The sequence below is a fragment of the Gordonia asplenii genome (genome assembly GCF_012933505.1).
Lineage (GTDB): Bacteria > Actinomycetota > Actinomycetes > Mycobacteriales > Mycobacteriaceae > Gordonia > Gordonia asplenii.
On sequence record NZ_JABBNB010000019.1, the window covers coordinates 1 to 21,152 of the forward strand.

General features: G+C 67.0%; 18 protein-coding genes. 14 read left to right on the top strand and 4 right to left on the bottom strand.

Features of this window, described 5'->3' with window-relative positions:
• Positions 1-173 precede the first annotated feature (173 nt).
• The 12 genes from HH308_RS17420 (at position 174) to HH308_RS17475 (ending at position 14,964) form a co-directional block, all read left to right on the top strand.
• Positions 174-1,355, top strand: coding sequence for a phosphotransferase (locus HH308_RS17420; protein WP_170195505.1), 1,182 nt, complete (start codon positions 174-176; stop codon positions 1,353-1,355).
• Between the two features lie 18 nt (positions 1,356-1,373).
• Positions 1,374-2,750 carry a replication-associated recombination protein A gene (locus HH308_RS17425; protein WP_170195506.1) on the top strand — a complete coding sequence of 459 codons (1,377 nt, stop codon included), beginning with the start codon at positions 1,374-1,376 and terminating at the stop codon, positions 2,748-2,750.
• Positions 2,751-2,826: 76 nt separating this feature from the next.
• On the top strand, positions 2,827-5,505 hold the full coding sequence (gene alaS / locus HH308_RS17430) for an alanine--tRNA ligase (protein WP_170195507.1): 2,679 nt from the start codon (positions 2,827-2,829) through the stop codon (positions 5,503-5,505).
• Positions 5,502-5,954, top strand: coding sequence for a Holliday junction resolvase RuvX (gene ruvX, locus HH308_RS17435; protein ID WP_170195508.1), 453 nt, complete (start codon positions 5,502-5,504; stop codon positions 5,952-5,954). The genes alaS and ruvX overlap by 4 nt, the downstream gene beginning before the upstream one ends.
• A gap of 40 nt (positions 5,955-5,994) precedes the next feature.
• Positions 5,995-7,791: an endolytic transglycosylase MltG gene (gene mltG, locus HH308_RS17440; RefSeq protein WP_312870669.1), complete on the top strand. Its 1,797-nt coding sequence runs from the start codon at positions 5,995-5,997 to the stop codon at positions 7,789-7,791.
• The gene (locus tag HH308_RS17445) at positions 7,782-8,609 is read left to right on the top strand and encodes a shikimate dehydrogenase (RefSeq protein WP_170195594.1); all 828 of its coding nucleotides are present in this window, start codon (positions 7,782-7,784) and stop codon (positions 8,607-8,609) included. The genes mltG and HH308_RS17445 overlap by 10 nt, the downstream gene beginning before the upstream one ends.
• Positions 8,610-9,279: 670 nt before the next feature.
• The gene (locus HH308_RS17450; protein WP_170195509.1) at positions 9,280-9,675 is read left to right on the top strand and encodes a prepilin peptidase; all 396 of its coding nucleotides are present in this window, start codon (positions 9,280-9,282) and stop codon (positions 9,673-9,675) included.
• A gap of 21 nt (positions 9,676-9,696) precedes the next feature.
• Positions 9,697-10,905 carry a chorismate synthase gene (aroC, locus tag HH308_RS17455; protein WP_170195510.1) on the top strand — a complete coding sequence of 403 codons (1,209 nt, stop codon included), beginning with the start codon at positions 9,697-9,699 and terminating at the stop codon, positions 10,903-10,905.
• Positions 10,902-11,408: a shikimate kinase gene (locus tag HH308_RS17460; RefSeq protein WP_170195511.1), complete on the top strand. Its 507-nt coding sequence runs from the start codon at positions 10,902-10,904 to the stop codon at positions 11,406-11,408. The genes aroC and HH308_RS17460 overlap by 4 nt, the downstream gene beginning before the upstream one ends.
• 17 nt (positions 11,409-11,425) lie before the next feature.
• Positions 11,426-12,532: a 3-dehydroquinate synthase gene (gene aroB / locus HH308_RS17465; protein WP_170195512.1), complete on the top strand. Its 1,107-nt coding sequence runs from the start codon at positions 11,426-11,428 to the stop codon at positions 12,530-12,532.
• A 129-nt stretch (positions 12,533-12,661) separates the two neighbouring features.
• Positions 12,662-13,102: a type II 3-dehydroquinate dehydratase gene (gene aroQ / locus HH308_RS17470; protein WP_170195513.1), complete on the top strand. Its 441-nt coding sequence runs from the start codon at positions 12,662-12,664 to the stop codon at positions 13,100-13,102.
• Positions 13,099-14,964 (top strand): bifunctional sugar phosphate isomerase/epimerase/4-hydroxyphenylpyruvate dioxygenase family protein, encoded by a 1,866-nt coding sequence (locus tag HH308_RS17475; protein WP_170195514.1) that lies wholly within the window; start codon positions 13,099-13,101, stop codon positions 14,962-14,964. Before aroQ ends, HH308_RS17475 begins: the two co-directional genes overlap by 4 nt.
• 89 nt (positions 14,965-15,053) lie before the next feature.
• On the opposite strand, the gene HH308_RS17480 is transcribed toward HH308_RS17475, so the two are convergent.
• A complete protein-coding gene (locus HH308_RS17480) occupies positions 15,054-16,400 on the bottom strand; it encodes an MFS transporter (protein WP_170195515.1) in 1,347 nt (448 codons plus the stop codon).
• A 122-nt stretch (positions 16,401-16,522) separates the two neighbouring features.
• A complete protein-coding gene (locus HH308_RS17485) occupies positions 16,523-17,170 on the bottom strand; it encodes a TetR/AcrR family transcriptional regulator (protein ID WP_170195516.1) in 648 nt (215 codons plus the stop codon).
• Positions 17,171-17,272: 102 nt separating this feature from the next.
• Here HH308_RS17485 and HH308_RS17490 point away from each other — a divergent pair, with 102 nt between their 5' ends.
• Both HH308_RS17490 and HH308_RS17495 read left to right on the top strand, forming a co-directional pair.
• The gene (locus HH308_RS17490; RefSeq protein ID WP_170195517.1) at positions 17,273-18,172 is read left to right on the top strand and encodes a shikimate dehydrogenase; all 900 of its coding nucleotides are present in this window, start codon (positions 17,273-17,275) and stop codon (positions 18,170-18,172) included.
• A 60-nt stretch (positions 18,173-18,232) separates the two neighbouring features.
• Complete coding sequence (locus HH308_RS17495; RefSeq protein ID WP_170195518.1) at positions 18,233-18,832, top strand: acyl-CoA-like ligand-binding transcription factor; 600 nt, start codon at positions 18,233-18,235, stop codon at positions 18,830-18,832.
• 24 nt (positions 18,833-18,856) lie between these two features.
• Here HH308_RS17495 and HH308_RS17500 read toward each other — a convergent pair whose 3' ends face one another.
• Both HH308_RS17500 and HH308_RS17505 read right to left on the bottom strand, forming a co-directional pair.
• Positions 18,857-20,131, bottom strand: coding sequence for a methyltransferase family protein (locus tag HH308_RS17500; RefSeq protein WP_170195519.1), 1,275 nt, complete (start codon positions 20,129-20,131; stop codon positions 18,857-18,859).
• Positions 20,131-21,138, bottom strand: coding sequence for a hypothetical protein (locus tag HH308_RS17505; RefSeq protein ID WP_170195520.1), 1,008 nt, complete (start codon positions 21,136-21,138; stop codon positions 20,131-20,133). The genes HH308_RS17500 and HH308_RS17505 overlap by 1 nt, the downstream gene beginning before the upstream one ends.
• Positions 21,139-21,152 lie beyond the last annotated feature (14 nt).

Genomic DNA, 21,152 nt, shown 5'->3' on the forward strand with positions numbered 1-21,152 from the left:
CGAAGAACCCAACGGGCCACAGGTCCTGCTGCTTGACGATGTTCGCTGCTGTCCTTGACTCCTGCTGCAGCAGATACAGCGCCCGAGCTATACATCTGTCCAAACGGTCAGCAACCTAACCGTGACCTTCCGGCGTTACGGTTGCACCTACAACTTGGGTAGGTTGGACATTGATGACTGTTCTTGCTGACACGCACCTGTCGGGCGCGGTAGATGCGGCCGAGCGACTGCTGTCCATGCGCGCGGGGGCTCCGGTGACGCTCGCCGACGCCGAGGATCTCGGCGGCAGCGGACGCACCACCGTGGTACGCGCCCGGGTGGCGCAGAACCCGGTGTCGATGGATCGTACGCTCGTGATCAAATCGCTTCCCGCACATGAGGATCCTCGTTCGTTTCGACGTGAGGTGGTGTCGTATCAGTACGTCACCGCGTTGCCCAACGAGTCGCGGCCGGGACCGCAGTTGATCGCCTCCGACTACGACCGCCGGGTACTCGTGCTGTCCGATCTCGGCACCGGCCAATCGATGAAGGATCTGCTGGCCGGCAACGACGTCGTCGCCACCTCGCGGGCCGTCTCGGCCTGGGGTCAGGCACTCGGACGGATGCATGCGGCGACCCTCGGCGGCGAGGAAGACTTCTCGGCGCTGCTCCGGCGCGGCAACGCGAAAATCGGCGTGAGCGTCGACGTCGGGGAGCGGTGGGCTCGTCACGCGACCGACTCCGCGGCGTCGGCGGCGGCCGGGCTCGGCGTCGAACTCACCGACTCGGTCGCGCGCATGCTCGACGCCGGCTGCGACCTGTTCACCGGCGGTGAGCATCGCGCGTTCAGCCCGTCCGACGTCGGGCCGGAGAACATCATGCTCAACGACGCGGGCGTGCAGTTCATGGACTACGAGTGGGGCGGCTTCCGCGACGCCACCCTCGACATCGCCTATGCGGTCGCTACCTTCGGCCAGCATCTGTCACGAGTGAATCTGGCCCGTCGCGCCGACCTGGAATCAGCGTTGATCGACGCGTGGCGCTCGGAGGTCGAGGGCATCTGGCCCCGACTGAGCAACGACGCCGAACTGCACACCAGGCTGTTCACCGCCTGGGTGCTGTGGTCGTGGCTGTCGACGGTGTGGATGCTGCCCGGCGCGGGGCACGACGGTCTCGCCGTCGACGGCGACGGTGAACTCGTCGAAGATCCCGCGTCGGTCCTGTCCCACGACTGGGCGCTGCACAGCAACGACCCACGGGTGATCATCGCCCGCTGGACCGACCTCGCCGACGCCGCTTCGCGAGCCGGTGACGCGCAGCTGGCGAGTTTCTCGTCGGAGCTCGCCGTGGCGCTGCAGCGCGCCTGGTTGAGCTGACCGGCCCGACCCCGCGCGATGGACACACTCTTCGATCCTCCTGGTGACCCCGTGCCGTCGTCGTCGACGACCCTGGGTCCGCCCGACGCGTCGTCGGCGCCGTTGGCGGTTCGGATGCGACCACAGTCCCTCGACGACCTCATCGGGCAGGAACATCTGCTGACGCCGGGATCACCGCTGCGTCGGTTGATCGCCGGGTCGGGAGCGGCATCGGTGCTGCTCTACGGGCCGCCGGGTACCGGTAAGACCACCATGGCATCGCTCATCTCGCGAGCCACCGGCGGCCGCTTCGAGGCGCTGTCGGCGTTGTCCGCGGGGGTCAAAGAGGTGCGTGCGGTGATCGACGTCGCCCGTCGCCGACTGATCAACGGCCAGCAGACCGTGTTGTTCATCGACGAAGTGCACCGCTTCTCCAAGACGCAGCAGGACGCCCTGCTCGACGCCGTGGAGAACCGGATCGTGCTGCTGGTCGCGGCCACGACGGAGAATCCGTCTTTCTCGGTGGTGGCGCCGCTGCTGTCGCGATCACTCGTGCTGCGATTGCAGTCGTTGTCGGACAAGGACATTCGTGAGGTGATCGCCCGGGCGATCGCCAGCCCGCGCGGATTGAACGGCGCGATCTCGCTCAGCGACGAGGCACTCGAGCACCTGGTCGCGGTAGCCGGCGGCGACGCCCGGCGCGCGCTCACCGCGTTGGAGGCCAGCACCGCGCCCTACCTCGACGACCCCGCGGCCGGCGACCCCGGCGGTGAGGTGCCGGTCGTCGGCATCGCCGACGTCGAGCAGGCGATCGACCGGGCGGCCGTGCGGTACGACCGCGACGGCGACCAGCACTACGACATCACCAGCGCCTTCATCAAGTCGATCCGCGGCTCCGACGTCGACGCCGCCCTGCACTACCTCGCGCGGATGATCACCGCGGGGGAGGACCCGCGGTTCATCGCGCGCCGATTGATGATTCACGCGTCCGAGGACGTCGGTCTCGCCGATCCGATGGCGCTGCAGACGGCCGTCGCCGCCGGTCAGGTGGTCGCGCTCGTAGGTATGCCCGAAGCCCAGTTGGCGTTGGCGCAGGCCACGATTCACCTGGCGACGGCGCCCAAGTCGGGAGCGGTGACCGCCGCGCTCGGCGCGGCGATGGCCGACGTCGCGGCCGGAAAATCAGGTGCGGTTCCGCCGCATCTGCGCGATGGTCACTATGCGGGTGCTCGCAAACTCGGCAACGCAGTCGGCTACCGGTACCCGCACGACGACCCGGATGGTGTACTGCCGCAACAGTATCCGCCAGACGAGCTCGTCGGCGCCGACTACTACCAGCCGACCGAACGTGGATTCGAGCAACAGTTGGCCAAGCGATTGCCACGGCTGCGGGCGATCGTGCGCCGACGGCGCTGAGGTCGCGACCCGGCGTCGAATCCTCCGGCGGTAGGCTTGATTGTCTCGACTCTCGAACCCACGAAGGACACCCAGAGTGCAAACGCATGAAATCCGCAAGCGATTTCTGGATCACTTCATCCGCGCCGGCCACACCGAGGTGCCCAGCGCGTCGTTGATCCTCGACGACCCCAACCTGCTGTTCGTCAACGCGGGCATGGTGCCGTTCAAGCCGTACTTCCTGGGCGCCCAGAATCCCCCGTTCGACCGCGCGACCAGCGTGCAGAAATGCGTGCGCACCCTCGACATCGAGGAGGTGGGCATCACCACCCGCCACAACACCTTCTTCCAGATGGCGGGCAACTTCTCGTTCGGGGACTACTTCAAACGCGAGGCGATCGGTTTCGCCTGGAGCCTGCTGACCGACGCCGTCGACGCCGGCGGCTACGGCATTGATCCGCAAAAGCTTTGGCCCACAGTCTTTCTCGACGACGACGAGGCGTTCGCCATCTGGCGCGACGAGATCGGCGTGCCGGCCGAGCGGATCCAGCGTCGCGGCATGGCCGACAACTACTGGTCGATGGGTGTGCCCGGACCGTGCGGCCCCTGCTCGGAGATCTTCTACGACCGCGGCCCCGGCTACGGCGTCGAAGGCGGCCCGGAAGCCGACGAGGATCGCTACATCGAGATCTGGAATCTCGTGTTCATGCAGAACGAACGCGGCGAGGGCACCAGCAAGGACGACTACGCGATCCTCGGGCCGCTGCCGAAGAAGAACATCGATACCGGCATGGGCATCGAACGTGTCGCCTGCATCCTGCAGGGCGTCGACAATGTCTACGAGACCGATCTGCTCAAACCCATCATCGACATCGCCGCGTCGCTGACCGGCAAACCCTATGGCGCCGATCACGACGACGACGTGCGTTTCCGAGTCATCGCCGATCACACCCGCACCGCGGCGATGCTCATCAGCGACGGCGTGCTGCCGTCGAACGACGGCCGCGGATACGTGCTGCGCCGCCTGCTGCGCCGCATCGTCCGATCGGTACGTCTGCTCGGAGCCACGCAGCCGACCATGCGCGAGTTCGTCTCGGTCGCCATCGACGTCATGTCGCCGGCATATCCCGTGCTCAACGAGCAGCGCGAGCACATCCTCACCGTCGCAGTCGGGGAGGAGAGCGCGTTCTCGACGACCCTGGTCGCCGGGTCGAAGCTCTTCACCGACGCCGCCGACGCCACCAAGAAGGCGTCGCGCACGCAGATCAGCGGCGCCGACGCGTTCGCCCTGCACGACACCTACGGCTTCCCGATCGATCTCACACTGGAGATGGCGTCGGAGGCCGGGCTCACCGTCGACCGCGATGGATTCGCCGAGCTGATGTCGCAGCAGCGCAAGCGTGCCAAAGCCGATGCCACCGCGCGCAAGTCCGGGCACGCCGATCTGTCGGTGTACCGCGAGTTCGTCGACCGCGGACCCACCGAGTTCACCGGATTCGACGAACTCGTCTCCGACGCGCGGGTCCTCGGTCTGGTCACCGACGGCAGGCGAGTCACGCACGCGGGCGTCGGCGACGAACTCGACGTGATCCTCGACCGCTCGCCGCTGTACGCCGAATCCGGTGGCCAGATCGCCGACATCGGATCGATCACCACCGGGTCGGGCGTGCGCCTGCGCGTCACCGACGTGCAGAAGGTCGCCAAGTCGGTGTGGCTGCACAAGGTCGTCGTCGACGAGGGTGAGATCGCCGAAGGCGACGAGGTGATCGCCGCCGTCGACGCTTCCTGGCGTCACGGATCCACCCAGGGCCACTCCGGCACGCACATGGTGCACGCCGCGTTGCGTCAGGTCCTCGGACCGTCGGCGACGCAGGCCGGATCACTGAACCGGCCCGGTTACCTGCGCTTCGACTTCCACTCGGGCAAACCGCTGTCGGAGTCGCAGCGTACCGAGATCGAGGAGATCGCCAACGCCGCCGTCGAGGCCAACTATCCGGTGCGGACCTTCGAAACGGGTCTGGCGGAGGCGAAGGCGATGGGCGCGATGGCGCTCTTCGGCGAGAATTACGGCGACGTCGTGCGCGTCGTCGACATCGGCGGACCGTTCTCGATGGAACTGTGCGGCGGTACCCACGTGGCGTCGTCGGCGCAGATCGGTCCGGTCACCGTCGTCGGTGAGTCGTCGGTCGGCTCGGGTGTGCGCCGCGTCGAGGCGTACGTCGGAATGGATTCGTTCCGGTACCTATCGAAGGAGCGCGCTTTGCTGGCCGGGCTGGCGTCGTCGCTCAAGGTGCCCTCGGCCGAGGTGCCCGACCGCGTGGAACTGCTGGTCACCAAGCTGCGTGAGGCGGAGAAGCAGATCGAGAAGATGAAGGCCGAGGCGGCCGGCGCAGCGGCGTCGGGCCTCATCGACGCTGCCGTGACCGTCGGGGACACGCTGGTCGTCGCCGGTCGCGTCGCCGACGGGCTCGACGGCAACGGATTGCGCGGGCTGGCGACCGACCTGCGTGCGAAGGTCGGCGACCGTCCCGCGATCGTCGTGCTGTTCTCCGTCACCGGGGTACCCGGCGAGGTGAAGGTGCCGTTCGCCGTCGCCACGACTGACGCCGCGCGCAAAGCCGGACTCAAGGCCGGTGACGTCGTGAAGGAGATCGCGCCGATCGTCGGCGGGCGCGGCGGCGGCAAACCCGACCTCGCGCAGGGATCCGGCTCCGACGTCGCGGGCATCGACGATGCGCTCGCCCGGGTCGCGCAGCTGGCCGGCGCGGCGAAGTGACAGACGACTGGACCCGGGGGCGGCGACTGGGAGTCGACGTCGGGACCGTACGGATCGGGATCGCGATGTGTGATCCCGACGGAATCCTCGCGACACCGGTCGAGACGGTGCAACGGGCCAAGGGCAAGGCCCGGGGAACCGATCTCGACCGTATCGCCGACCTCGTCGCCGAATATGAGGCGATCGGCGTGATTGTCGGACTCCCGCGCAATCTCGCGGGTAAGGAATCGTTCGCCGCTGATGCGGTTCGCGAGTTCGGCGACGCCATTGCGGAGCGTATTTCCCCTGTTCCCGTCGAGTATTTCGATGAACGGATGACCACCGCGAGTGCGTCGCGAGCGCTGAGATCGGCGGGTGTTTCTGCGAAATCGGCACGCTCGGTGATTGATCAAGCAGCGGCAGTCGCTATTCTTCAGGGGTGGTTAGACTTCGAACACCGCAGAATGTGATGGGCGATAGTGAATTGTTTTCCTTGTCGGTGATCACACGGTGAATTCAGATGAAGGGTCGGATCGCTCGCGCAGCCGCCATCGTGGTGGCAGCGCCGACGACGCCGACCGGCGCCGGTATTTCACCGAGGTGGATCCGGCCCGTTCCAACACCCGGCATCGCCGACGGCGACTGGAGGGGGACACGACAGTACCCATCTGGTTCACCGGCGAGGTCCCGCTGGTCGACGACGTCGTCGACGAGGGCACCGGTCGAGTGCTTCCCCAGCGCGTGGAGCCGGGACGCCGCTACGCCTCGCGTGAGCCTGAACCTGCGCAAGACGAGGGACCGGGGGAGCCGAACATCCGACGGCACGTGCCGTCGGGCAGGGAAACCGTTGCGCAGTCGCGTCCAGTCGACGTGCCGGCCGTCGAGGGGCCGGCAGTCGACGACGAGACCACCGACGAGCCGCTCGACGACACCGCCGTCGACGAGGCGGCCGCACTCGACCGGAGTCGGGCCGGTACCCACGATGACACGGTCGCCGACGAACTCAGCGAGTGGCAGCGGGAGTTTCCCCGGGAATCCGGCGTCGACGAAGCTTCGGTGGGGCAGCCGTCAGTCACCCACCAGGCGTATTCCGAAGTCGAAGACACCGACGACCCGGTGTATCCCTTCGACGACAACGATCATCGTGACGATGGGAGCGCCGCGCGGCGTCGGCGTCGCAGCATCGTTCTCGCTGTCGTCGTCGTATGTCTGTTGGCGATGGTCGGCGGAATCGGATACTTCGGCCTGCGTTTCCTCGGAGTCGTCGGCGCGAGCGACTATTCGAATGCCAATGGTACCGGTGATGTGCTGGTAACGATCCCCGATAATTCGACGCTGCGCGATTTCGGGCAGATTCTCACCGACAAACACGTCGTCGGAAGCGTGAAGGCATTCACCCGGGCGGCCGACGGTAAGACCCTGGCCGCCGGTATCTACAAACTGCGCACCGAGATTCCAGCCGCCAAAGCAGTACAAATGCTGGACGACTCGCAGATGACGTACCGAGTGGGCCGGGTGGTGATTCCCGAAGGCGTCCAGCTCGATTCGAAGACCGGAATCGACGGCAAGGTGACCCCGGGTATTTTCGAATTGATCGCCGAAGCGACGTCGACCACGATCAACGGTACACCCGTCGGCGTGACGTCCGACGCGCTGTCGAAGGCCGCCGCCGAAGCCACGGTCGATCAACTCGGCATCCCGCAGTGGGCGAAAACCGAGGTCACCGCACTCGACGGCGATCACCGTCGGATCGAGGGGCTGATCGCTCCCGGGACCTGGGAGACCGTGGACCCCTCGGCGTCGGCGACCGACATCCTGCGCACGCTGATCACCGACAGCGCGCGCCGCTACGAACAGTGGGGCCTGCTCAGCGCCAACGAATCCGGTCTGAGTCCGTACGAGACGCTGACCGCGGCGTCGGTGGTCGAACGTGAGGTCAGCCATCCCGACGATTTCGCGAAAGTCGCCCGGGTCATTTTGAACCGCCTGAAAGACGGGCAACGGCTCGAAATGGATTCCACCGCGAATTATACGGCCGCAATCACGAATATCGATGTACACGGCGATGCGTATAAAGCCGACAACAAATGGAATACCTACCGGGTGAAGGGCCTGCCGCCATCGCCGATCGCGTCGGTCGGGCAGAAGGCTCTCGAAGCGATCGAGCATCCCGCGGTCGGCGACTGGAAATACTTCATCACCGTCGACAAAGAGGGCACCACATTGTTCGCGGCCAGTTTCGACGAGCACAAGAAGAATCGTGAGAAGGCGTGCGCGAACAAATTCTTGACGGTCGGATGCAGTTGAGCGCCCGAAAAGCGGCGGTTCTCGGAAAGCCCATCGGGCATTCCCGTTCACCCGACCTGCATCGCGCCGCCTACGCCGCGCTCGGATTGGCCGACTGGACCTACGAGCGCATCGAATGCGACGCCGACCAGTTGCCGGGGCTCGTCGCCGACCTCGACGACTCGTATGTCGGGCTGTCGGTGACGATGCCGGGCAAGTTCGCCGCGCTCGAATGCGCCTCCGAGGTCTCCGAACGAGCGGCACTCGTCGGATCGGCGAACACACTGGTGCGGACCGAATCGGGATGGTTCGCCGACTGCACCGACATCGACGGAATGACCGGCGCCCTACGTGAGGTCGGAGCCGATCTCACCGCCACTGCGCGCGCCGTGGTGATCGGCGCGGGCGGCACCGCACTGCCGACGCTCTGCGCGCTCGCCGGGGCCGGCGCGCGTGAGGTCGCCATCGTCGCCCGCGACCGAACCCGTGCCCAGCGAACCTTCGACGTCGCGGAACAACTCGGCATCGAGGCGACGTACCTCCCGTTCGCGCCGTCAGAGGAACTGACCGCCGCGGTCGACGCCGCCGAGGTGACCGTTTCGACGGTTCCCGCCGACGGAGCGACCCCACTCGCCGCGTCGATCGCCCCGCGGGCCGGCAAAGTCGTCGACGTCATCTACGCCCCCTGGCCGACGCCCCTCGCCTCCGCCGTCGACGCCGCCGGAGGCCGCGTAGTCGGGGGGCTGGTCATGCTCCTCAACCAGGCATACCGACAAGTGGAGCTGTTCACCGGCCTGCCCGCCCCGCGGGAAGCGATGGCCGCCGCGCTGCAGGAGTGAGGGGAAGGGTCGTCTAGCCGCCCGAGTACTGCCCCGCTCGCGTGTCATTTTCGCTCCCCGAGTGCCGAAGCGAGGAACGAGCTTCGGTGTAACGAGGGGCACGTAAGCCGAAATACCAAGGTACCCAATGTGTTTGCTTGCGTTGACGCGCTGCGGCTGGGGCGTCGTTGACCCCCGAAAATGGGCAGAACAGGGACCCCGGGCGTGTCGTCCTCGCCTAGCGGCTCGGCCGCCACGCCGCCCCGATCCCATTTTCGGGCGTCGTCGACACCCCTACCGAAGAGCGCCCTTTCGGCTGCACATTGGTGTGGGCAGATTGCATTCCGCCCCGACACTCCTGCCGAGGGAGCGGGCCCCTCGCCACCGCTGAGCGAGCAGATTGCAATCAGCCAGCACCCACACGGCAGATTGCATTCCGCCCCGACGACCCCCGCCGAGGGAGCCGGCCCCTCGCCACTGCTGAGCGGGCAGATTGCAATCAGCCAGCGCCCCACCGCAGATTGCATTCCGCCCCGACACTCCCGCCGAGGGAGCCGGCCCCTCGCCGCCGCTGAGCGGGCAGATTGCAATCAGCCGCTCGTCAAGCCCGACGTTGTCCACACCGACGCCGCGAGTCCACAGATCCCGAACATCTGCTCAACCACTGCCTCTCGGGCGCCACAATCAGCCCATGGGGGAGTCTTTCGACGTCGTCGTCGCGTTCTGGCTGCTCGCGCTCGCCGGGAGCGACGCGCGCTGCGGACGACTGCCCAATCGGTGGCTCGTGCCCGCGGTCGTCGCGGTCGCGGCGTCGAGCATCGACGACCCCGCGATCCTCCTCTCCGCCGTCATTGCTACGACGCCGTACCTCGCGGGTTTTGCGCTCAACCACGTCGGCGCGGGCGACGTGAAGTTGGCATTCGTCCTCGGCGGGATGTCGGCGGATCCGATCGCAGCGCTGTCGGCGGTACTTCTCGCGCAGATCACCACTGTCGCTTGGCATGTGAGATCGCACACATCCCGGGCATCGCCGCACGGTCCTGCGCTGTCCGGTGCGGCGGTGCTGGTGTGGGCCGCGGGAGGCTGATGCGGGTCGTCGACGCCGAGCATGGAACAATTGAGCATTGTGTTGCGTTGGATAACTGCCGGAGAATCCCATGGCCCCGCCCTGATGGCGATGGTCGAAGGTATGGTCGCCGGGGTGCGAGTCACCTCGTCCGACATCGCCGAACAATTGGCCCGACGCCGCCTCGGCTACGGGCGCGGCGCCCGGATGAAGTTCGAAGCCGACAAGGTCACCGTCATCGGCGGTCTGCGTCACGGCCTCACCCAGGGTGGCCCGGTCGCCATCGAGATCGGCAACACCGAATGGCCCAAGTGGGAGCAGGTCATGTCGGCCGACCCGATCGATGCCGCCGAGCTCGAAGGCAGCGCCCGCAACGCGCCGTTGACCCGACCGCGCCCCGGCCACGCCGACTATTCCGGCATGCTGAAATACGACTTCGACGACGCCCGGCCGGTCCTTGAGCGGGCCAGCGCCCGCGAGACCGCGGCCCGCGTGGCAGCGGGCACCGTCGCTCGCAACTTTCTGCGTCAAGTCCTTGGGATCGAGATCGTCTCGCACGTCGTCTCCATCGGTGCCAGTGCGCCGTACGAGGGTTTGCCTCCGACCATCGACGACATCGAGGCCATCGACGCCAGTCCAGTCCGCGCATTCGACGCCGCCGCCGAAGCCGACATGATCGCGCAGATCGAAGCGGCGAAGAAGGACGGCGACACGCTCGGCGGCGTGGTCGAGGTGGTCGCCACAGGCGTCCCCGTCGGACTCGGCTCGCACGTCAGCGGTGAGACCCGCCTCGACGCGCGCCTCGCCGGCGCGCTGATGGGCATCCAGGCGATCAAGGGCGTCGAGGTGGGCGACGGTTTCGCCACGGCCCGCCGCCGCGGCAGCCAGGCCCACGACGAGATGATTCCCGGACCCGACGGCGTGCTCCGCTCGACCAACCGTGCCGGCGGCCTCGAGGGCGGCATGACCAACGGCGAGTCGATCCGTGTCCGCATTGCGATGAAGCCGATCTCGACGGTGCCCAAGGCACTGTCGACTATCGACATGGCCACCGGCGAGACGGCCGTCGCGATCCACCAGCGCTCCGACGTCTGCGCCGTACCTGCCGCGGGCGTGGTCGCCGAGGCGATGGTCGCGCTCGTCGTCGCCCAGGCGGCCCTGGAGAAGTTCGGCGGCGACTCGGCGGGCGAGACCGCTGACAACGTGGCTCGCTACCGCGCGCACATCGCTGCCCGTCCACCGCGCCCATGACCCCGGCCGTCGTACTCACCGGATTCATGGGATCCGGAAAATCTACTGTCGGACAAGAACTTTCGCGTCTTCTCGACGTAGAGTTCATCGACACCGACACCGAGTTGGAGCGCCGCGAAGGACGCACCATCGCCGACATCTTCACCAACGACGGCGAGGCCGCCTTCCGCGCGCTCGAGGTGGACACGGTGCTCGACGTCCTCGCCACGCACGACGGTGTGATCGCCCTCGGCGGTGGATCGATCACCAACCCCAAGATCGTCGACGCCCTGTCCGGGCACCACGTGGTGTACTTGAAAATCACTGCCGAGCAAGGGTTTTCCCGCGTCGCCGGATCCGACCGGCCCCTGTTGGCGTCGGCCGACCCGGGCGCACGCTACGCCGAACTGCTCGCCGGTCGACTCGCGGTGTACAGCGGCATCGCGACGCAGACCGTCGACGCGAGCGCACTGCCCGCCGACGTCGCCGCCATGATCATCAGCGGCCTGCCGCAGGCGAGCTGAACCGAAGGAGATCGTCCATGACCGAACCGGTATCCATCACCGTCAACGCGGGCTCGCCCTATGACGTGCTCATCGGACGCGGGCTGCTCGACGACGTCGCCGCCGCCGCCGCGGGCGCCGACTCGATCGCCATTCTGTACCAGCCGCCACTGCTGCAGACCGCCGAAGCGGTACGAGAATTCCTGGCGGGCAAGGGTTTCGACGCCCACCGGATCGAGATCCCGGACGCCGAGGCGGGCAAGGATCTGACGGTAGCCGCCTTCTGCTGGGAGGTTTTCGGGCGGATCGGCCTCAAGCGCAACGACAAGGTGATCTCACTCGGCGGCGGTGCGGCAACCGACCTCGCCGGGTTCGTCGCCGCGACCTGGATGCGAGGCATCGGTGTCATCCACATCCCGACGACGCTGCTCGCCATGGTCGACGCCGCGGTCGGCGGCAAGACCGGCATCAACACCGACGCCGGCAAGAATCTCGTCGGCTCGTTCCATGAGCCCGACGCCGTGCTCATCGACATCGCAACGTTGGAGACGGTCCCGCGCAACGAGGTGATCGCCGGCATGGCGGAGATCATCAAGACCGGTTTCATCGCCGACCCGGTGATCCTCGACCTCATCGAGGCCGATCCGGTCGCTGCCCTCGATACCAGCGGCACCGTGCTACCCGAACTCATCCGACGTTCCGTCCAGGTCAAGGCCGACGTCGTGTCGGCGGATCTGAAGGAATCGTCGTTGCGCGAGATCCTCAACTACGGTCACACGCTGGGTCACGCCATTGAACGTCGCGAGCGGTACAAGTGGCGTCACGGCGCGGCCGTCTCGGTCGGCTTGGTGTTCGCCGCCGAACTCGCGCGCCTGGCCGGCCGCCTCGACGACGCCACCGCCGACCGACACCGCAGCATCCTGGAACTCGTCGGACTGCCGACCAGCTACGACGCCGATGCGTTGCCGCAGTTGCTGGAGACGATGGCCGGTGACAAGAAGAACCGCGCGGGTGTGCTTCGGTTCGTCGTGCTCGACGGTCTGGCCAAGCCGGCACGACTGGAAGGACCCGATCCGAGCCTGATCGCTGCGGCCTACTCGGCCGTGGCGAGCGACGGCGCACCGTCAGGCGGCGTATTTCTCTAAGGCGTGTCTCCCGCCGCGGCTCCTCAGACCATTCGGCCGCGACAATTCGCTAGTCCGGGCAACTTTCGCCGGACGTGGTCCTGACGTACGCTGGTATTGAATTAACCAGTTCGTACATTAGGAGCTCTCATGTCCGGCGACATCCTCGTGCTCAACGGCCCCAATCTCAACCTGCTCGGGACCCGACAGCCGCAGGTGTACGGGCATGACACGCTCGACGGCGTCGTCGAACTGTGTCGACGCCGGGCGAAGAAGTTCGGCCTGACCGTCACCGCCCGGCAGTCCAACCATGAAGGACTGCTGATCGACTGGATCCACGAGGCGCGCCGCAGCGCCGCCGGAATCGTGATCAACCCGGGCGGCCTAGCGCACACGTCGATAGTGCTCCGCGACGCCGTGGTCACCGTCGAGTGCCCGGTCGTCGAAGTCCACATCAGCAACATCCATGCCCGTGAAGAGTTTCGGCATCAGTCATATTTGACGCCGGTCGTCGACGGGGTCATCGCGGGTCTCGGTGTGGCCGGATATGCGCTCGCCGTCGACTACCTCGCCGCGAAGATCACCCGATGAGCGGCGTCGCGACGTCGATCGCGACGGTGTGCCTGTCCGGGACGCTGGCGGAGAAACTCGACGCCGTCGCAGCGGCGGGATTCGACGGCGTCGAGGTGTTCGAGCCCGACCTCGTGGCATCGCCGCTGTCGGCGACACAGATCCGCGAGCGGGCCAGGACGCTGGGGCTGACGATCGACCTCTACCAGCCGTTCCGGGACGTCGACTCGACAGATCCCGCTCAGTTCGAGCGCAACCTCGCTCGCGCGGAGGCGAAATTCGACGTCATGAGCGGACTGGGCTGCGACCTGATGCTGGTGTGCTCGTCGCCGCTGCCCACCGCGGTCCGCGACGACGCCGTACTGGTCACCCAGCTGCGGACACTCGCCGAACGAGCGCAGCGGCGCGGGATCCGACTCGCCTACGAGGCTCTCGCCTGGGGAACGCACGTGAACACCTATTGGCACTCGTGGGAGATCGTGCGCGCCGTCGATCATCCCTCCCTCGGGCTCTGCCTGGACAGCTTTCATGTGCTCTCGCGCGGCGACGACCCCGATCGGATCGCCGACATCCCCGGCGACAAGATCTTCTTCGTCCAGTGGGCCGACTCGCCGGCGATGGCGATGGATGTGCTGCAGTGGAGTCGGCACCACCGCAACTTCCCCGGACAGGGGTCGTTCGACCTGCGGCGATTCGCCGTCGCGCTGCAGTCGAGCGGCTACCGCGGCCCGTGGTCGCTGGAGATCTTCAACGACACCTTCCGGGCCGGCGACCCGGTCCGCACCGCGCGCGACGGTCTGCGATCGCTGCGATTCCTGCAGGACAGCGCACACTGCGTCGGCGACGACCTCTTCACCGCGCCCGACGTCGAGCCGCTGGGCGACGTCGTGTCCGTCCGCATCGCGGCGGGACCGGGAAAATCGTCGACGCTGCAGTCCGTGCTCGGCGCGCTCGGATTCGTTCCAGCGGGTCGGCATCGCGACTACGACCTGCAGTTATGGCGTCAGGGGCAGTTGACCGTCGTCGTCGATGCGTCGCCGGGAACGGTCTGGACCGCACCCGGGCTGCCCGCGCATCTGCCCGCACTCACGCAGATCGGCATCCGCTCCGACGACCCCGCGTCGTGGGCGCGGCGAGCACACGCGTTGGCCGTGCCCGCCGACAGCGTCGGGCTACCCGGCGTCGAACCCGACGACGCCGTCGCCCGCGTGGAAGTGACCGGCACGACGTCGGTCGACGTGCGCGCGCCCAGCAGCGCGGCGTCCTGGGGGGCCGCGTTCGTGCCGGTCCCGGGCGTACGTACGGCGACGTCGGTGCCGGTGCTCACCGGCGTCGACCATGTCGGCATCGCCGTCCCCGACGACGAATGGGATTCGGTGATCCTACTGCTGCGGTCGGTCTTCGGCATGGAGCCGCACGACGAACCCGACATCACCGACGCCGTCGGGCTGATGCGCAACCGTTCGGTGATCGCACCGGCGGGATCGTCGACGCCGTTCCGGCTGACCCTGGGTATGGTGACCGGCCTCGCGGCGTCGACGTTCGGCACCGCTCGACGCGGCGGAATCGGACACGTGGCGTTCTCCTGCGACGACATCTTCACCGCCGCGGCCGCGATGCGTCGGCGTGGGTTCACCGCGTTGCCGATCCCGTCGAATTACTACGACGACCTCGCGGCGCGATTCGGGCTGCCCGGTGAGCTGCTCGCGCAGATGGCGGCGTCGGGGATCCTCTACGACCGCGACGCCGACGGCGAGTTCTTTCATCTGTTCACCCCGACGCTGGGTGCGGACCTCTTCTTCGAGGTGGTGCAACGCGTCGGCGGCTACCGCGGGTTCGGTGACGCCAACGCCGCCGTCCGGATCGCCGCCCAGCCCGCCTGACCACCACGCCGGTCCCAAGTCCGAACGCAACGGCCCAGGTCCGACACCAAATGATGTCGGACCTGGGCCGTCGGGTCGGACGTGCGGGACTACCGGTGCGCGGCGATCTCGCGGTTGTCGAGTTCGTCGAGCGTCGTCTTGAACCGTTCGGGTGCCGTGGCAGCCGACGCCGCCGCAAGCAGCGTGCAGCAGGCGGTGAAGATGGCGACGGGCAACCAGTTCTTGACGTCGTCGCCGCGCAGTGCGGTCGCGATCGTCGGGGCGAAACCGGCCAGGGCGAAGCCGATCTGAGTGCCGATCGCCATGCCCGAGTAGCGGACCTTGGAGGAGAACATCTCGGCGTAGAACACCGGCCAGACGGCGTTGGTCGCACCGTAGAAGCCGGCCATCAGCACGATCGCGGCGGCGAAGATCGCTCCGACGTTTCCGGTGCCGATCGCACCGAAGTAGGCGAACACCCCGACGGCGGCGGTGAGGGCGCCGCCGATGAAGACCGGTTTGCGGCCGATCCGGTCGGACAGCGCGCCGTAGAGCGGCTGCGAGACGAGGGCGACGGCGTTCGCGGCGATCGCTACCCACAGCATCGTCGTGCGGCTGATCCCGACCTCCGGTGATGTGGCGAAAGCGAGGCCGAAGACGGCGAAGACGGTGCTGACCACCGCGATGAACGCGCAGACGATGACGCGCAGCACGTCGCGCCAGTGATAGCGGAACAGTGTCACGAAGGGCATCGGCTCCGCCTTCTCGGCGTCGTCGGCTGTGTTGGCGATGAAGATCTCCGGCTCTTCCAGCTTGCGGCGCACGACGTAGGCGACTACCAGGACGAGGAAACTGCACCAGAACGGAATGCGCCAGCCCCAGGTGTACAGCAGATGGTCGGGCATTGCGGCGACCGGAATGAACGCGAGGCTGGCGACGATGAAGCCGGCCTGGGTGCCGGTGAGAGTCCAGCTGCAGAAGAAGCCGCGACGAGCCATCGGGGAGTGTTCCAGCGTCAACGAACCCGCTCCGGATTGCTCGCCGGCCGCCGAGATTCCCTGGCCGACGCGCAGCAGGATCAGCAGCGCCGGCCCGACCCACCCCATGGCTTCGCGCGAGGGCAGACAGCCGACCGCGAAGGTCACGACACCCATCAGGACCAGGCAGAACATCATCACACGTTTGCGTCCGGCGCGGTCCCCGAAGTGACCGAGGACGAAGGCGCCGATCGGGCGGGCGACGTAGGAGATGCCGAATGTCGCCAGCGACAGCATCAGCGGGTTCTTGGAGCCTGCGAAGAATACTGTCGGAAAGACCAGGGCCGCGGCCGAGGCGAAGATGTAGAAGTCGTAGTACTCCAGCATGCTGCCGAAGAACGCGGCCTTGGCGGCCTGCTTTGCCTTTGCCGAGTCGCCGTCGTAGGTCGGCGACTCGACGTCGGAGTTTGTCATCGTCATTGGTGATCCTTGGTCGTCCTGATACGCAGTTCGGGGCGGTGCGTAGACATGAACGTAACCGAGGTCACAGGCCCGGGTCAATAGTGTTTGAACTAGTTAGTTAAAAAATTTCCGACGGACCGTCAGAAGACATACGGCTGGCGGACGTAGGCGACGACGGCGTCGCCGAGCATCCGCCGCAGGTGATCGCGCTGATCGTCGCCGAGCAGGTCGGTCTGGAACAGCGCACGGAACGTGTCCCGGTTCGCGACCCGGAACACGCAATACGAACTGATGAGAATATGCAGGTCAAGGGGAGTGACGTCGTCGCGGAACTCACCGGTGGACCGACCCCGGGCGAGAATGCCCGCCAGGGCGTCGAGGGCCGGCTGCTGCGAATCGGCGAGTCCGTCGATACCCGCGATGTTCTTGCCGCGCTGCATGTTCTCGACGCTGACCAGCCGAATGAAGTCGGGGTGGCGCTCGTGATGGTCGAAGGTCACCTCGGCGATGGCGCGCAACGCCTCGGCGGGCGGAAGGTGCTCGACGTCGATCCGCGATTCCTCGATGCGGATCTCCTGATAGGCATTCGTGAGAACGGTTCGATACAGCGCGTCCTTGTCGCCGAAGTAGTAGTAGATCATGCGCTTGGTGGTCGCCGTCTTCTCCGCGATCTCGTCTATTCGCGCACCGTCGAGGCCCTTCTCGGCGAATTCCCTGGTCGCGACGGCGAGGATGTCGCGTTTGGTCCCCTCGGGATCGCGTGAGCGTTTGGGTTTGTCGGCGGTCATGGCGCTCCTGGGTGTCGATCGCTGGCGAAGCCTTGCCTTAGTGCTGCCTCAGCATGTTACCGTTGCCATAACTCACTAGATAGTTAAAAGCTGGAGCTACCGATGTCCTACAGTTTTCCCGTTCCGCGGACGTACCTGTGCGGCCTGATCGGATCGGGTATCACCCGATCACTCACGCCGTTGCTGCACGAGGGCGAAGGACGTGCGCAAGGCGTCGGTCTCGTGTACCGCATCCTCGACCTCGACGAACGCGGTGGACCCGACAGTCTGCGGCGCCTGGTGACCTCGGCTGTCGAACTGGGCTTCGACGGTCTCAACATCACTTTTCCGGTCAAACAGTCGGTCATCGGAATGCTCGACGACCTCGACGACACCGCCGCAACCCTCGGTGCGGTCAACACCGTCAAGATCACCGACGGCAAGCTGACCGGCTACAACACCGACTGCACGGGATTCGCTCGCAACCTGACCGCCGGACTGGGCGGAATCGATCCCGGCTCGGTCACACAGATCGGCGCAGGCGGCGCCGGCTCAGCGGTGGCGCACGCGACCCTGCACAGCGGAGCGCAGCGTTTCACGATCATCGACGCCGATGCGGCACGCGCACGTAGCCTGCGCGACAGCCTGCGCAACCGATTCCCCGACCGCGACATCGACGCCGACGGCCTCGATGGAATCGCGGTAGCCCTCAAAGAATCCGACGGTGTCATCAATGCGACGCCGATGGGGATGGCACACCATCCGGGTACCGCATTCGACACCGCGTTGCTGCGCGACGACATGTGGGTCGCCGACGTCGTGTATCGCCCGGTCGAGACGGAGTTGCTCCGGACCGCCCGCGCCATCGGTGCCCGGACCGTCAGCGGTGACGGGATGACCGTCGGGCAGGCGCTCGACGCCTTCGAGATCTTCACCGGGTTGACGGCCGACGCCGATCGCGTAGCCGCTCACATGAGCGCGCTGCTCGCCGCGGAGATGACCGCGACCCTCTCGACTCAATAGCGTTCGATGATTTTCCGAGAGAATTGCTATCCGCAAGAACGCGAGTGCGATCATGTGAGAATGCCCACAGATAGCGTGCTCCGTGACGTCGACCGCGGTGGGCGACCCGCGACGACGAGTGCCCACGCGATAGCGGCGGCGGCTCAGCGCCTGTTTCTGAGTCGGGGATTCGATCAGACCAGCGTCGAGGACATCGCGTCGGCCGTCGGAGTGAGCAGGCGGACGTTCTTTCGCTACTTCTCGACGAAGGCCGACGTCGTGTGGGTGGAGTCGAATGCGGAGCTGACGCGTTTCGCCGCCCTGCTCGACGCATCCGATCCGGCTGTCCGACCCTCCGACATCGTTGGGCCGGCGTATATCTCGTCACTCAGTTATGGCGTCGGGGAGACCGAATGGGTCCGTCAACGTACTCAGCTCATTCTGTCGGTGCCCGCCGTCGCCGCACACGCCAACGGCGTCTACGTCCAGTGGCGCGCAGTGGTCGCCGACTTCGCGGCTCGACGCCGGGGCGAGACTCCCGCCGATGCCTACCCGATCGCGTTGGCGCACGCCTTCATCGCCGGATCGATGGCCGCACACGAACGCTGGCTCAGCGCCCCCGGGTCCGCGCTCGCCGACCATCTCACCGAGATGTTCGCAATGATGCTGCCGCTGCGCTGAACTGGACGCGCGGATGCCGCACCTTCACCGCGGTCCACCGCCGCACGCGTCGACGAACACCTGCACGACCTGCCCGATCCCGGGCGCGCCGATGACCCATCCGGCGACGGCCCAGCCGAGGCCGAGGTGTGCGAACGCGGCGGCCAGAGCGCGGACGCCGTCGAGTTCGACGCCGTCGGGTGCGGCATACCGCAGGCGACGCAGCCGCGTCGGATACGTCTGCGCGTCGACGATCTCCATCCCGACCGGATCGCGAGCCGCGATCCAGGAGCCGAGCTCACTGCACGGATCGCAGCCGCGTGCGACGAACAGCCGTGCGGGCGCGCCGAATCGCACCGGTCGCCACCGCGGCAACCACGGTCGCACCGATGCGCGGTACTCGGCCCAGTCCGCACCGAACCGACCACCGAGTGCATCGTCTTCGACGAGCGCCGCCAACCCGGCCGAAAATGCCATCGCCACCACAGCCGCCGCATACATCAGCGGAATCGACGTCACCACACCCGTCAGTACCAGGAGTAGCGTGCCGCACAACTGCATCGGATTGCTGACGTAGGCGTACGGACCCGACGTCACCAGGTGCGACGGCGGATCCCACGGCCAGGGGGTACCGCCGGCCCGCGCGAACTCGACAACCGCGGCCAGGGCGACCATCGCGACGACTCCGGCGAGCTGAACCACGACGACGTCGACCGGTCCACCGACGTGCAGACGCCAATCGGTTGGTGCGAGAAGCCCGCTGCGCCGCCACAGTTCGACGCACACGAGGGGGATCGCGACGAAGAGCACCGCGGTGAACAGCACGACCTGCAGGCACACCCGAACCCTCAGCCGCCGTCGACGAACCGTCAGATCCGCCAGTACGACGCCGGGTACGAGGCAGACGGCGACCGCGAGTGCTTCACCCCACCACCAGTCATCGCGCAATCGCACCGCGGGACCCAACGTCGGCATCGCGTACACGTCGAGCAGCACCAGCCCGATCACCGTGTAGCGCGGGTCGATCCACCGGCTGGCCAGGACCGGGACCAGCGACCACAGTACGGCCCAACCCAGCAGAAGGTCGACCGGCACACCCAGGATCGACGGTCCCGCGGTGCCGAACGACCACCAGCCGACGCCGACGGCGAGCACGTTCACCGTCAGCAGGGCGACGCCGCTCCAGATCAGCGCCAGTACCGCCGCCGCCCGGCGTCGGATGTCGTTGCACACCAACCACAATCCCGCCGCGGTGCCGACCGGCACCAGCACGATCAGCGCGCGCACGATCCCCGCGTCGAGGTGACCGATCACCGGCATCAGTCGACGGTCGCGTGCCGACCGGCCCGCTCGCCGTCGACGTCGACGGTCCGGATGAGGTAGTCGGCGGCCCGCCACGTGACGAACCGCTCGATAGGTCCGAAGTACCACGACGGTGACAGCAGTCGCGTGTAGTGAACCGTCCACCGCAGCTCGGTGCGCCGCGCGTCGACGGCCGTCCAACTCACGTCAATCCTGTTCCAGCGCAGCCACGTTGCGATCGGCGTGGTGTCCGACTCCGCGGTGAATGTCGCCGACGACGGCGTCCGGGCGACGACTCGTAAGGTGAGCGTGCTCGCTGCGGTGCCCCAATGATGTTGCACGACTGGGCCGCTCCGATGATGCGCGCCGTCGAAGGTGATTCGGCGGACGGCGCCGACGTCGAGTCCGCCGGAGTCGTCGCGCGGCGTCGGGAAGCCGATCGCGAGTATGCCGCCGCGTGGAACATCGAACCGCAGCGGACGCGCCAGTGCCGCAGCGACTTGTGACGCGGGCAGATCGATGACGCGGGACGCCGTCGACGCCGCGGCGCCCGGTGGCGTGAGGACGGGCGTCGTGCCCTCGAGTGCCAGTGTGACCAGCAGCAGCGGAACCACGACGGCGAGTGCGCCTGGCGGCCGACCGCTTCTCTTAGCCCGCCATGAATCGGCGCATCGAGCGCCGACGTAGACGACCAGATAGAAGATCGGCGCCGCCATCAGCACACAGCACGCACCCTCGCCGAGCAGCGGAACCGCGAGCAACAACAGCAGCGTCGTCACCTTGATCGCCGTTCCCGCAGCGGATTTCGGTGGCGCCGACAGCGTGATCACCACGGCGATGACCAGCGGGATGCCGATATACAGCGCTGCTGATTGCCCGAGTCCGTGGTCCTTGAAGTAGAGGTAGAGCACAAAACCGGCGCCCCCGGCCGCGATGACTCCGACGGCAAGCCACTGTTGCGTCGACGGACGGTACGGCGTTTCTTCCGGTTCTTCCTGGAGCGGCGGAAGGTCGTGGTCGTCCATGCGGGCTGATGCTA

Excerpts from the sequence above, each read along its gene's own strand:
- HH308_RS17420 (WP_170195505.1), top strand. The coding sequence starts at position 174 with ATGACTGTTCTTGCTGACACGCACCTGTCGGGCGCGGTAGATGCGGCC.
- HH308_RS17425 (WP_170195506.1), top strand. The coding sequence starts at position 1,374 with ATGGACACACTCTTCGATCCTCCTGGTGACCCCGTGCCGTCGTCGTCG.
- HH308_RS17445 (WP_170195594.1), top strand. The coding sequence starts at position 7,782 with ATGCAGTTGAGCGCCCGAAAAGCGGCGGTTCTCGGAAAGCCCATCGGG.
- HH308_RS17450 (WP_170195509.1), top strand. The coding sequence starts at position 9,280 with ATGGGGGAGTCTTTCGACGTCGTCGTCGCGTTCTGGCTGCTCGCGCTC.
- aroC (WP_170195510.1), top strand. The coding sequence starts at position 9,697 with ATGGAACAATTGAGCATTGTGTTGCGTTGGATAACTGCCGGAGAATCC.
- HH308_RS17460 (WP_170195511.1), top strand. The coding sequence starts at position 10,902 with ATGACCCCGGCCGTCGTACTCACCGGATTCATGGGATCCGGAAAATCT.
- aroB (WP_170195512.1), top strand. The coding sequence starts at position 11,426 with ATGACCGAACCGGTATCCATCACCGTCAACGCGGGCTCGCCCTATGAC.
- aroQ (WP_170195513.1), top strand. The coding sequence starts at position 12,662 with ATGTCCGGCGACATCCTCGTGCTCAACGGCCCCAATCTCAACCTGCTC.
- HH308_RS17475 (WP_170195514.1), top strand. The coding sequence starts at position 13,099 with ATGAGCGGCGTCGCGACGTCGATCGCGACGGTGTGCCTGTCCGGGACG.
- HH308_RS17480 (WP_170195515.1), bottom strand. The coding sequence starts at position 16,400 with ATGACGATGACAAACTCCGACGTCGAGTCGCCGACCTACGACGGCGAC.
- HH308_RS17485 (WP_170195516.1), bottom strand. The coding sequence starts at position 17,170 with ATGACCGCCGACAAACCCAAACGCTCACGCGATCCCGAGGGGACCAAA.
- HH308_RS17490 (WP_170195517.1), top strand. The coding sequence starts at position 17,273 with ATGTCCTACAGTTTTCCCGTTCCGCGGACGTACCTGTGCGGCCTGATC.
- HH308_RS17495 (WP_170195518.1), top strand. The coding sequence starts at position 18,233 with ATGCCCACAGATAGCGTGCTCCGTGACGTCGACCGCGGTGGGCGACCC.
- HH308_RS17500 (WP_170195519.1), bottom strand. The coding sequence starts at position 20,131 with ATGCCGGTGATCGGTCACCTCGACGCGGGGATCGTGCGCGCGCTGATC.
- HH308_RS17505 (WP_170195520.1), bottom strand. The coding sequence starts at position 21,138 with ATGGACGACCACGACCTTCCGCCGCTCCAGGAAGAACCGGAAGAAACG.